Raw genomic sequence first — 13,582 nt, forward strand, 5'->3', positions numbered from 1 at the left:
GGGGAAAAGCTAACTTCAGCTTAAATTTGGTATATGAAAATTAAATGTTTTCCAATCGTACTCATTCTTTTTATTGCGCAATTCGTAAACGGTCAGAGTTCCGTTTTAACTGGAAAGATTATCGATTCAAAAAACGAAAATAACATTCAAGGGGCTTCTGTTTTTATTTCCTTCAACTACTTCACATACACCAATGGTAATGGTGAATATAGAATAGATGGACTCTCACAAGGACTGCATGAAATTAAAATTTCCTGTCTCGGATATAAACCTCTTTCGACACAAATAAAAATTGATTCAACTTCACTTCAAAAAGATTTTCAACTTGAGCCATCATTAATCGAATTGGATGAGGTTGTTGTTAGTACAAACAGAACAGAAAATTATCTTCGCAACTCCCCTTTTGCTGAATTAGTAATTGATAATGATGAAATTCAGAAACGACCAGCAGTTTCATTAGCTGATATTCTTCAGAATGAACCGGGAATTTCTTTAGTGCGTGATGGAATTTGGGGAACGGAACTCAACATCAGAGGTTTAAGTCGTGAAAATATTGTCACATTAATAAATGGAAACCGGATAGTAACTTCAACAGATATTGCAGCAAGATTATCAATGATTGATTTAAATGATATTGACAGAGTTGAAGTTATTAAAGGCGCTTCTTCTTCAATTTACGGATCCGGAGCCACAGGTGGAATTGTAAATATAATTACAAAGTCACCGCAGTTTTATAATAAATTTTCTCTTAACGGGAATGTGTCAGGTGAATATAATACTGTCAATGATCTTTCAATATTCAGTGGATCTTTTTTGGGTGGCAGCTCTGTCTGGTCAGCAAAAATTTCCGGCTCATACAGAAATGCTAAGAACATTCAGACACCAATCGGCGAATTGAAAAATAGTCAGTTTGAAGATTATACTTTTTCCGGTGCATTGAATATTTATCCGTTTGATAATCACAAATTAATACTTGATTACCAGTTATTCAGAGCAGACAATGTTGGAGTTCCGGGTGCTTCAGTATTCCCCGATAATGCTGATGTCAGATATCCCTTTGAAAGACGTCAATTGATTTCTGCAGGATATGATATTCAAAATATTTCAAAAACATTTTATAAGCTTTCAGCAAAATATTCCTATCAGCTTATTAACCGTGATGTTGAAAACATCCCTCACACCGTTCAGAATATTCCGGCATCGGGAAATAATCCTGCGAGAAGAATAAGTGTTTTAAAAATCACACCGGGTGCTGATCATAAAAATAATAATGCACAACTCCAGGGAAATTTCTGGCTGTTCGATGATCATAATCTCGTTGCAGGATTGGATTATTGGGATAGAAGTTACAATGGTGAACGCGAGCGATATCAGTTAATCGAAATTCTGGACTCAAATGGAAATGTGGTTAATACAACAAACAGGGTTGTAGGTGAAAAACCAATTCCGAATTCAAAATATAGCAGTCTTGGAATTTTTGCTCAGGATGAATTTAAACTTTTTGATGACAAATTATCGACCACGATTGGCTTGCGTTATGATTACATCAATATATCTGCAGAGGAAACTTTAAATCCACTTTATGTAATTACAAATGGTAATTTAGATACAACTCCTCCCAGTCAGGAAGTTTTGTGGGAAAGCACTGAAGCAAACAATTCTTCTTACAGTGGAAATCTTGGTTTCATTTATTCAGTCTTTACTGATCTGGATTTGACATTAGGATTAGGTTCTTCGTTTCGTTCACCGTCACTTGAAGAAAGATTTCAATACATAGATCAGGGAAGCGTTGTTCGAGTTGGTAATCCTGAGTTAAATCCTGAGAAAGGTCTCACAACAGATTTTGGTATCAGATATTATTCAAACAATCTTAAAATAATTTCTAATGTATTTTACAGTTACTATAATGATCTTGTAACAGAAGTTCCCGGTACTTTTGATGGAAGAAACGCATTAATCAAAACAAACATTGGTGAAGCAAGAATTTATGGATTCGATTTCCGGACAGATTATAATTTCTGGAAAGATTTTATTTTTTATTCAACAATTTCGTACGTCAAGGGCGATGATTTAACAAACAACGGATATCTTCCGCAAATTCCGGCTCCAAACGGAAACTTCGGATTCAAGTTTGGTTTGTTTGATTATTTGAATACAGATATTTACCTCACACTTTTTGCTGAGCAGAATGATGTTGCTGAAGGTGAAATTGCAACTCCAGGTTATGCAGTATTTAATTTTCTTTTGAATACTGTTCCGATAAAGTTTTCAAGCATAAGTTTCAGAATTTATTCTGGTATTGAAAATATTTTCGATAAATCATACCGGAATCATTTATCTACAACACGAGGAAGTATTACCATCGAGCCGGGCAGAAATATATTCGTTAAATTAGCTGTGGAGTTTTGATGTTTTTTACCCCTGTCATCACGAGCGGAGCGAAGTGATCTCCTCCTAAATAAAGTTAAAGATTGCTTCGGTCGTTCCTCCCTCGCAATGACAAAGGAAAATAATAGTAATTAATAAACAAATATCCTTATGACCTGGTTTTTCATTGCACTGCTTTCATCTTTTCTTTCTGCGTTTGCTGCGATAACTCAGAAGAAAGTTCTGTTCAATCTTAATCCAGTTCAGTTTTCGTTTTATCTTTCAATCGCAAACCTGGTTTTGTCTATTCCCTTTTTCTTTTTTGTTGATTACAACGCGATTAACTTTTCTAATCTATCAGTGCTGTTTATAAAATCTTTGATTGGTGTTGCAGCATTTTTATGTGTGATGACCTCTCTGAAGAATCTACAAATTAGTAATGCATTGCCTTTGCTTGCACTAACTCCGGGATTTGTAGCTCTGTTTGCTTTTATTTTTCTTGGAGAAGCACTAAAATTTTATGAAGTTCTTGGTTTGATTTCTTTAATCGCTGGAACTTACATTCTCGAAAGTAAAAACCTGAAAGAAATTCTTTTCCCGCTGAATGTATTTTTCAAGTCGAGGTATCATCAATACATTCTTGCTGCACTATTGTTGTTCACTGCTTCATCTGTTATGGATAAACTGCTTGTAGCAAAAATGAATCTTACACCAATATCATTAACAGCATTTCAGCACGCTTATTTCGCCGGACTGTTCTTCATCATTTACTTTGCGTTTAAAGGAAAGCTTGAAAATCATTCTCCGAAAATAAATAAAACTGATGTTCTCTGGATTTTATTGATTTCTGTTTTAACAATTGGCTATCGCTACACACAGATTGTTTCAATAAGTCTTGCTTCAGTCGCACTGACGCTTGCAGTGAAGCGAACTTCGGTTTTGTGGGCAACGGTAATTGGCGGAAAGATTTTTAAAGACACTAACTTGCTCAAGAAAACCATTGCTGTTTTATTTATTCTCCTTGGTGCGATATTAATTTTGAGGGATTAATATTTATCCTGAATTTATTTCAGGATCTTAATGTGATATCTCCAAAGATGCTGTCCAAAGGACTCCTTCGGAGAAACAAGCCTGCCTGCCGGACAGGCAGGTTCAGCATAAATGAATTTGGCGGAAAGATTTTTAATAATCAAGTGAAACTCACCTTCGAGGTGAGTCTCACCTTTAGTGATAAGAAACTTACGCTACTGTTATCTCTTTGGTAAGATAAACATCCTGGATAAGATTAAGCAGCTTCACACCATCTGCCATCGGACGCTGGAAAGCTTTTCTTCCTGAGATCAATCCCATTCCGCCGGCACGCTTGTTAATAATTGCAGTCTTTGCAGCTTCGGCAAAATCATTTTCACCGGAAGCACCACCACTGTTTATTAATCCTGCTCTTCCCATGTAATTATTTATTACCTGGTAACGTGTTAAATCAATTGGGTGGTCAGTTGTTAAATCTGTGTAAACCTTCTTACTTGTTTTTCCGAACTTCAAAGCGTTGTATCCGCCGTTGTTTTCTGGAAGTTTCTGCTTGATAATGTCTGCTTCAATTGTAACACCGAGATGGTTTGCCTGTCCGGTTAAATCTGCTGATACGTGATAATCTTTATCAGATTTGAAAGCAGAATTTCTTAGATAGCACCATAAAACTGTTGCCATTCCAAGCTCGTGTGCAAACTGAAATGCCTGGCTCACTTCAACGATCTGTCTTGTGCTCTCATCTGAACCGAAATAAATTGTTGCACCAACAGCAGCAGCTCCCATATCAAATGCCTGCTGAACTCCTGCAAACATTATCTGATCAAATTTGTTCGGGTAAGTTAACAACTCATTATGATTGAGTTTCAGAATGAATGGAATTTTATGTGCATATTTTCTGGAAACCATTCCAAGCACACCAAGTGTTGATGCACAGGCATTGCATCCGCCTTCTACTGCGAGCTTAACAATATTTTCCGGATCAAAGTACATTGGGTTTGGTGCAAAAGATGCACCCGCAGAATGTTCAATTCCCTGATCAACAGGAAGAATGGAAACATAACCTGTTCCGGATAATCTCCCTGTGTGAAGAATCCAGTTTAAGTTTCTAAGAACATTCGGACTTCTGTCAGTTTGTAAAAAAATCCGGTCAACAAAATCAGGACCGGGTAAATGCAATTGTTCTTTTGGAAATTTTGCTTTGTAGCTTAACAACTCGTCAGCTTCTTTGCCTAGTAATTCCTGAATCTTTTTTAACATAATTAACTCCGTATAGAATTTTTAGTAATGATTAATTTCAATGCCAAGTAGTTTAAAAATAAGGTTAATGCTGATGAAGAGAAAGTCTGAATGTCGGTAGGCAGGAGTAAGAATTAGAAAGGACTTTTAAGTCAACAAAATCAGCTTTTTGCTGAAATATCATCAAAGATATTTAATGCCTGAAATCTCGCATTTTCGATGAACCATTTTCCTGTATCCATTCCACCGCAGACAACACCAGCAAGATAAATTCCCGGGATATTTGTCTCGAATGTTTTCTCATCGAACGAAGGAATTTGTTCCTCATCTTCTGAAATTTTTATTCCTGCTTTTTTGAGAAATGAATAATCGGGATGATAGCCTGTCATTGCAAATACAAAATCATTTTTTACTGACGCTTTTCCTGATGATGTTTTGATCTCGACTTCATCATCGCGGATTTCTGATAATTCAGAATTAAAATATGCTTTGATACTTCCTTCTTTAATCCGGTTTTCAATATCCGGTCGAACCCAGTACTTTATACTATCTTTCAATGAAGGTTCTCTTACAACCATAGTAACCTCCGACCCGCGCCGAAAAGTTTCCAATGCAACATCAACAGCAGAATTTCCTCCACCAACAACCACTAATTTTAAATATGCATAAGGATGCGCTTCATCAAAATAATGTTTTACTTTTGATTTATCTTCTCCGGGTATATTCATCAGATTAGGAAAATCATAAAATCCTGTTGCTATAATTACTTGCGTTGCATCATAAATATTTTTATTGCTGATTACCTTGAATTGATTTGCCGATCCTTCAATACTTTCAACTTTTTCATAAGTTTTGATATTAAGATTCCATGCGTCAGCAACCCGTCGGTAATATTCAAGCGATTCTTTTCTTGTAGGTTTATCGCTATGAGAGACAAATGGTACATCTCCAATTTCCAATCTATCTGCTGTTGAAAAGAAAATCATATTAGTCGGGTAATGAAAAAGTGAATTCACAAGACAGCCTTTATCAATTATCAGATAATCAAAATTTCTTTTCTCAGCTTCGATACCGCAAGCTAAGCCAATCGGACCTGCTCCTATTATTATAATTTTTTTGTTGTTCATCTTCTTTTCTTCAGAATATATTGTTGTAAGATAGCTTTTTTAATAAAATAGTTCGAGTCAGAAATTCTTTAAAATAAAAAAGGCGGTGTAGAACCGCCTGATTATAAATGAAAATATTTTATTAGTCTATAATTTCAATTAATGCACTTGCTACGGTTTTATCATCTTCATCGAGAAGGAACACTCTGTAAAAACCTGCATCTTCAAATTCCATATCACTCTCATCGTTCTTTTCGAAGAAGATGTATTTCATATCTCTGTCAATTGTGAAATAGAATTTTTTGTAGTATTCAAATTTTCCTGTTCTGTAATTATACAGATCATATTGTATTGCGACATCTTCGAGTCTGAGTGGATTATCAGCTTTTACCATAACAGTGATATGCCCTTTTGTGAATCTATCACTTACTCCGATTTCTCCATCGTAATCATCATATCTTTCGCAGAAATACATTACCGGTTCGGATTGAGCGAAGAGATTTGAATTAATTACCACAATAGAAATGAACATTGTGAGAAGAACGAGGAAGTTTATTTTTTTCATAATTGTTCCTTTGTGAATTTATTATTTGAATTAGTGAATTGCATTCTCCTTGATAAAAATCGTACCGTAATTATTTGCTTAATTTTCTTGAAATTGTTCTAAAAACAAGTTATTCAATAAGTACAAAAGTTAATTTTACATGCATTTAATCTTAACATCTAAGAATTACAGATCAAATATATAATCATTGTCCTGCAACAGGAAGAATTCAATTTGATTTCGGATGATAAATTCCAACTTTTATTTATTAAAAACAAATGCACCTGCTAATGGGATTGATACATTAATACATTCGCATTCCTTATATTTAACAAAAAATAAAAATCTAATTTTTTAACTTGGACAAAAAGTATACTATCATCTGTAATTGGTGTAATCAATCAGCTAGTATTATCTGGGTTCACGGACACGGTCAATGTTCAGTTTGCAGAATTAATATTGATGAATGCTGCAGAGGTGAAGGGGCACATCCCTTAACCACTTCCCTACCACCTGTCCGGCATCCGGCAACTGCCGGATTAACGAAGACGGAAGGAAAAGGGAAAAGGAAGAAGAAATAAATGAAAATGATTAAACATGTCTGTTTCGATCTGGATGGAACTCTTGTCGATTCAAAGGATACAATTCTAAATAGTACAAAAGCAGCTTTAGATCAATTAAAAATCACTTACGATTTAGATGAAGATGTTTTCACAAATATGATTGGAAAACATTTCGTTGATATTTTTGAAGAATTAAAAATTGATGTTCCGGACTTCGATAAATTTATTACTATCTACAAAGCTCTCTACTTCGATTATATGGATTCATCCTATCTTTATACCGGAGTTCAGCAATTGCTTCAATATCTGAATGAAAATAAAATTAAAGTTTCGTTGCTCACTACCAAAGTTCAGGAACAGGCGGATAAAATAATTGATTATTTTGAATTAAGATCTTCGTTTGATTATGTGATGGGTAGAAGAGACGGATTAGCACACAAGCCTTCACCTGAACCTCTGCTTTTTATTTGTGATGAATTAAAAATTAAACCATCCGATACATTGATGGTAGGTGATACTGAACTTGATATTCAGTGTGGAATCGGTGCTGGTGCAAAAACGTGCGGAGTTTTATTTGGTTATAGAAAAAAAGAACAGCTTGAAAAGGAAAAATCGGACTTTATTATTGCAAGATTAAACGAACTTAAAAACTTTCTGGATTAAGAGTATGAGTAATAAAAAATCTTACTCATACTCTTTGTCTTTCTCTTATTCTTACTCTTCCTCTTACTTTAAAACCATCATCTTTCGTGTTTGCATAAAAGCACCCGACTTCAGAGTATAGATATAAACACCGGATCCCAAATTGCTCTTTAAATCTTCAGTTGAAAATTCGACAGAGTAATTCCCCGCTTCTTTAAATTCGTTAACAAGAACTGCTAATTCAGAACCGAGTAAGTTGTAAACTGTTAACTTCACCTGTCCGGCTGCAGGGATTGAGTAATTGATAACAGTTGTGGGGTTAAACGGGTTCGGATAATTTTGTTCTAAAGCATATTCTTTAACGAAATCAAATTCAACCATTTCGGCGTTCAGGATTCTGAACGTTCCATCAAAATCAATTTGTTTCAAACGGTAATAAGATACTCCGTTGATTGGATTTTTATCTGCAAAGGAATAATCTGTTTGCTCAGTGGTGGTTCCTTTACCTTCAACACTACCAATTGAAATCCAGTTCAGATTATTTTCACCATCATTGCCGTCTGCTCTTTGAATTTCAAATATTCTGTTATTCATTTCTGATGCAGTTGACCAAGAAAGCAAAATATTATTAGAATTCGCCACAGCAGCGAATGAAAGCATTTCAACCGGAATAATCTGATAAACAATAATTCCAATATCATCAACATACCAGCCATCGCGTTGAACAGAACCATCAGCATTAAGTTGAAACCTGATTTTATTTTGTACAGCTTTGTAGGAAGCAAGACTTATTTCTTCTCTTACCCAGTTAGTTCGCAAGCCATCATAAAGTGGTTCTCCGTTTGGCTGAAAACTTCCAACTCCGGGTTCAGTATATTGTCCTTGCAAAGGATACCAGGTTGATCCGTTATTTGTGGATATATCAACCTGACCATAATCCCAGTTGCTTTCCATATCATATTTTGTCCAGAATACCAATCGCGGATTAATGTATGCTGTCAGATTTATGGCAGTTGTCAATGTCATCGTTACAACGGCATTACTCAGATAATTTCCGACTTTACTATCAGTATAAGAATTTGGTGCAGTATGAAATGAAGTTGTTGTTGCTTCCCAGAATTTGCTGTTGTTACTCGTTAATGTCCATAAGTTCGGTGGATTATTCGTAGTATCGGCAAAAACCAAAACCGGAGTTCCAATAATTAAACTAATTGTATCTTTTCTTACAACACTTGAATTTAAACTGATGACAAATTCGAGTTTAATTTCTTCTTCAGCAGGAGCAGCCGCAGAAATCGTAAAAGTCAATGGAACGGTAACCTGTGCTGATGATCTTGCCTGAATGGAATCCATTGCAGCATTGCCGGAATTAATCGTTGCATAACTGCTTAATGAGTTGACTGTAATATTGACATTGTATCCAGTTGATAATCCTTTGTTCCTGAAAGAAGGAAGCATATTTACAAAATCACCAGGGTTAAAATATTGTTGTGAAAAGTTAGGGTTTTGCAAATGGATTGATTCACCAGCTACCCATGCATAGTAAAGATTTGGTAATAAGTTTTCAACAGCAAGTGGAATAATTTCACTTTGTGATGGCCAGAATCCGGTTGTTCCAACTTCAGGAGTCATCGCAAATATTTTCCCGTGATTGTTAACCAGATCACCATCATAAGCAAAATCATCGCTTGTTCCTCTTACGTTATATCCGACTGTTTGCATTGCCGTTCCGGCGGAATATCCATTATATGCAGTTATATCATTTGCAAATTCAAAGAATGTTAATGAGTCTGCTGTTACCCATGGAAAACATCCATAAGGGTAAATCAAATAATTTCCGTAAGTGTGATAGTTAAGTGTGCAGCTTATATTTTTTGTTGAGTAGAAATCTCTTATTGCTGCAGTTTCATTTTCTGAGAAAGCAGATGAACCACGATAAGTGTCACTGGAAGGATCGGTGCTTGAACCACCGTAGGATGAATTCCAATAAGCAAAAGGTCCATAGTTTCTATTTAAGTCGATACCATAACTTCCACCATTATTCTTTCTGTTCTTTCTCCACATACCACCACCATTCGGATCCGTTTGTCTGTTATATTCATATCCATCAGGATTCAGCACCGGTACAAAATACATTTCCCGGTTGTTAACTAAATATGTTGCTTCAGGATCAGTTCCATAATTTTCAAGTAGATAAAACATAAAGAAAATCATCTGCTCCATGCTTTCAGGTTCTCTTGCGTGGTGAAGTGCTGTATAGAGAATCTGAGGTTCAGTTTCACTTAATGAAGGATTATCAGAAATCTTGACCATATAAATTGGTCTGCCTTCAACCGTTGTTCCAATTGAAACTTTTTGAGTAATTAAATTCGGATACTGATTAAACATTTCATCGAGCTCTGCATTAACTTCGGCGAGAGTATAAAAACCACCCATCGTTCCATAATTAAATCCGGTTATTCCAAAATCCTGTTCCACTTTTTGCAGCTCAGCATTTTTTTCAGCTTCGCTCATTTTAGGAAGGTTTGCATAATGAGTGTACCAATCATCAATCAAAATTTCATAATTAAAACCGGTGGATTGAAGAATTGTAAAATCACTTTCACTGATAAAAACGTCAATTGTGTTATCCTTGTTGAAATTAAAATGATCGAACTGCATTCCTGCATCAACAAGACTTTGTATATCACTTCTATCGTTCAGATATATTTTAACTTCTTTGTAATTCTGTCCGAATAAAACAGACGCAGCAATGAAGCACAGAACAATGATTAGTATATTTTTTTTCACGGATACCTCACTCCAATTTATTTTAACAATTCATTAAACTAATTTGCAAAATTATTTAACACTATCAAATAAGTAAAACTAAATTCTTTTTTGTAATTGGATTGAAAAGCCGTGTTTTGTAAGAAAGCTGTATGAAATCTTAAACAATTACTGGGAAGTAAATCACTATCAAATGTGAAGATAATTCAGAATAGTGTAAACGAATAACAGCTATTCTTTATAAATTCTGTGGTTTTAAAATGATCCCGATATTTTTGTGACCATTGATTTTTACTGCGATCGGATCTTTAAATTTCAGATGTTTGGCAAAATTTAATTCTTCAATCACAGGTTGATTGAGCAGCCAATCCCAATCAATAAAACCTATTTTGCTGGATGCATCAACAGTAAAATAACCGATACGGAAAGAAGTAATATTCTGAAAAAAGTGTGAGCCTTGTGAAGGTTCTACTTCAAAATCTTTAAAGCCAGATTCAACAATTGCAGCAGCGCCAGAAATCTGATCCCACGTAACAGGAATTCCAAGCCAGGGGTCAAGCGATCCCCATCTTCCGACACCAATTAAAACATACGGTCGTTTTTCATTCAATAATTTGGAATTAAGTTTGGCAAGTTCTGCCGCAACTTCTCTGCTTTTACTTCTGTCAAACCGGCTGTGATCAACAAACACCAGATCATATATAGAATCTGTAACACCGTTACCGAGAACCTGTTTGCTTTGACAGATTAAATCTTCTTTTTTAAAATCTATTTTTAGTTCATCAAATTCCTTACTAATAACCAACGGTCTCATCTGCAGCATCGCAAATTCTTTTGGTTTGTCCGGTTGAACATTCAGATTGACAGCAAACTCAATCTCAACAGTTGAACCCATTCCCCACGAACCCAATCCTAAAAGCAAATCAAGTATTTCTGAAAGAGGAAACATCCTATGTTTAAGTATTGGTGCAAAAGTAACTACTCTGATTCCATCGCGCGAGATTCCGTCATATACTGCTTCATCTGCAGGCGAGTAAGTAGAACCAACATTGAGTAATGTACCATCGGATTCGGATTCAGAAAGACTGTAGGTTTTCACGAGCGGATCTTTTGTCGATTCAGGATGATGGACGAGTTTTCCGTTCAGGTCGAGAGCATAAAATTCCTGTTGAGCATGTTTCAGTGTGTCTTTGGTGGAAAAAAATTGAAGCAGATGTTTCGGATAACGCGGACAGAACCTGATTGAATTTCCACCTTGCACAACAGTTTCACCAAGTCCGAGAGCAACCATTGCAATTCCATCCTCGGATTTTTGCGGTGCAACAGGATAAAAGTTGAAAGACTTGGCAACTCCTGCAAAATCAGGATAAAATTTTCCTTTGTGTTCTGATCCAACAAGTCTTTGAACAATAACTGCCATCTTTTCTTCTTCAAGACGATATGCAGTCGCTTTCATATAATCTTTTGTTTTTTGATGATATGTTGAAGCATAAACAGCTTTGATTGTATGAAGCAGTTCATCTAATCGTACATTAATATCAGAGTTACTGTTCGGCAGCATATATGTCTGGTAAACACCAGCAAAGGGTTGAAATTGCGCATCTTCAAGCAAACTTGATGATCTCACTGCAAGAGGTTCTCTCGTTATTTCAAGAAAATCATAAAGCTTTTGTTTTATCTCTTTTGGAAAATGATATGCCTCAATAAATTTCTGGGTGATTTTAACATCCTCGTTTTCACTAAAGGCATAGTTTTCAAGATTATTTTCATTTATGAATTGATCAAAAACTTCTGTGCCGATTACAACCGCAGATGGAACTGATATCTCAACTCCTTTAAAAATATTTTTGATGTTATAATTGGCAATTAAAGTGTTGATAAAACCAAGTCCCCGAGCTTTTCCACCAAGAGATCCGCCGCCAATCCGTGCAAAACTATTTTTGGGATCGAAAGTTTCCTTTTTAAAATCCAGTATTACTCCTTTAATTCCTTCTTCAAGGTAACTATGAATAGCAGAAATAAGAACCTGCCTGAGATGTTCCGGTGAATCAAAATCAGAAACCTTTCGTGGTCTTAGCTGATAAGCGAGATCAAATTCTGTTCTTGCTTTCAACCATCTGGAAAAATGATTTCCTTCAGCATGATGAAGCAAACTTTCTTCGGGAATTTTAGCAATCTGATCGGCAAGTTCTCTTAAATTTGCTGCTCGTCCAACCGCGGTTCCATCCCTCAATTCAAAAATAAAATCTCCAAAACCAAAATGCTCAAGCATAAATTCATGAAGGTCGTGTAAAAGCCGCGGTGAATTTTTATGAAGGTAGGAAGCACCAATATTTTTAACTTTTGCAGCGAGAATCTGGTCACTTGTTTGAATAAGAATCGGAATATCTTTTTGTCGTTGTTTAACTGCCGTTGCAAATTTTAAACCAGCTTCGGTATCCCGAACACCATAATGTCTGAAATTATTGTCTGTGATAATTCCAAGTACATTGTCTTCATACATTTCGAAATAATGCCATGCTTCTTCATAAGTTGTGCAAAGAAGGATTTTCGGTCTGGCTCTCATTCTTAAAAATTTATGAGTGATGTTAATTCCTTCCTGAATAAGTCGCTGCGACTGATTAAATATCTCCGTGTATATCAATGGAAGATAGGATGAATAGAATTTAATGTTATCTTCCACAAGAATTATAACCTGAACGTCAATGTTCTGAGTATCTTCTTCAACGTTCATTTTATCTTCAATATATTTAATTATTCCTATGAGGAGATGGAAGTCGCCGTTCCAAATAAAAATTCTTTCAAAACCAGAAGTATCATAATGAGTAGTAAGTTCTTTTCGTTCTATGTTATCGTAAGCAAGAAGTATAACTGGCAGCTTGACTGCTAAATTCTTAACCTGGTGTGCGAACTTAACTACGTGCATATCTTCAATATGAAGCGTGGTGATAATCAAATCAAAATTGTGTTCTTCTTTCAACAATTCAATTGCTTCTTCGCCTGTAGTAACGTGAGTAATTTCCGGAGCCTGGCTTAGATTAAGATTTTGATATTCGCTTCTTATTAATTCATATAATCTTCCATCTTCTTCAAACAGGTAATAATCATAAATGCTGGATACAAGCAGAATATTCTGAATCTTGAATCGCATCAGTTTCTGGAATTTTTTAAGCCGGGCATGAAAAATGTTTTCGAGCTTGATTTCTTTTATTGAAAATTCTTTATCCATTTTTTGACAAATTATTTTAGGTTTGTTTTTTATTACCAGCTAATATAGAAAAAGAAGAGGTGAAATGCAGTCCCCAATTAACAATGAACAATTAAGA

At 35.4% G+C, this 13,582-nt stretch carries 9 protein-coding genes; 4 read left to right on the plus strand and 5 right to left on the minus strand.

Translation table 11 applies throughout. From position 1 onward, the window contains the following. Positions 1–33 precede the first annotated feature (33 nt). Positions 34–2,409 (plus strand): TonB-dependent receptor, encoded by a 2,376-nt coding sequence (locus HND39_04035; GenBank protein QKJ95511.1) that lies wholly within the window; start codon positions 34–36, stop codon positions 2,407–2,409. Between the two features lie 129 nt (positions 2,410–2,538). Further along, a complete protein-coding gene (locus tag HND39_04040; GenBank protein QKJ95512.1) occupies positions 2,539–3,417 on the plus strand; it encodes a DMT family transporter in 879 nt (292 codons plus the stop codon). Positions 3,418–3,606: 189 nt separating this feature from the next. Here HND39_04040 and HND39_04045 read toward each other — a convergent pair whose 3' ends face one another. The 3 genes from HND39_04045 to HND39_04055 form a co-directional block, all read right to left on the minus strand. Beyond that, the gene (locus HND39_04045; protein QKJ95513.1) at positions 3,607–4,653 is read right to left on the minus strand and encodes a class I fructose-bisphosphate aldolase; all 1,047 of its coding nucleotides are present in this window, start codon (positions 4,651–4,653) and stop codon (positions 3,607–3,609) included. A 140-nt stretch (positions 4,654–4,793) separates the two neighbouring features. Beyond that, complete coding sequence (gene ypdA / locus HND39_04050; protein ID QKJ95514.1) at positions 4,794–5,759, minus strand: YpdA family putative bacillithiol disulfide reductase; 966 nt, start codon at positions 5,757–5,759, stop codon at positions 4,794–4,796. Between the two features lie 121 nt (positions 5,760–5,880). Continuing rightward, positions 5,881–6,303 (minus strand): hypothetical protein, encoded by a 423-nt coding sequence (locus HND39_04055; GenBank protein QKJ95515.1) that lies wholly within the window; start codon positions 6,301–6,303, stop codon positions 5,881–5,883. A gap of 338 nt (positions 6,304–6,641) precedes the next feature. On the opposite strand from HND39_04055, the gene HND39_04060 reads away from it, so the two are divergent. Then, positions 6,642–6,863, plus strand: a complete 222-nt coding sequence (locus HND39_04060; protein QKJ95516.1) for a hypothetical protein — start codon at positions 6,642–6,644, stop codon at positions 6,861–6,863. Continuing rightward, positions 6,864–7,508 (plus strand): HAD family hydrolase, encoded by a 645-nt coding sequence (locus HND39_04065; protein QKJ95517.1) that lies wholly within the window; start codon positions 6,864–6,866, stop codon positions 7,506–7,508. A gap of 63 nt (positions 7,509–7,571) precedes the next feature. Here the strand turns inward: HND39_04065 and HND39_04070 are convergent, their stop codons facing one another. Together HND39_04070 and HND39_04075 are read right to left on the minus strand one after the other, a co-directional pair. Further along, positions 7,572–10,277, minus strand: a complete 2,706-nt coding sequence (locus HND39_04070) for a T9SS type A sorting domain-containing protein (protein ID QKJ95518.1) — start codon at positions 10,275–10,277, stop codon at positions 7,572–7,574. Positions 10,278–10,494: 217 nt separating this feature from the next. Continuing rightward, positions 10,495–13,407 (minus strand): histidine kinase, encoded by a 2,913-nt coding sequence (locus tag HND39_04075; GenBank protein ID QKJ97876.1) that lies wholly within the window; start codon positions 13,405–13,407, stop codon positions 10,495–10,497. Positions 13,408–13,582: the final 175 nt, after the last annotated feature.

This window comes from Ignavibacteriota bacterium (genome assembly GCA_013285405.1).
GTDB lineage: Bacteria > Bacteroidota > Ignavibacteria > Ignavibacteriales > Ignavibacteriaceae > IGN2.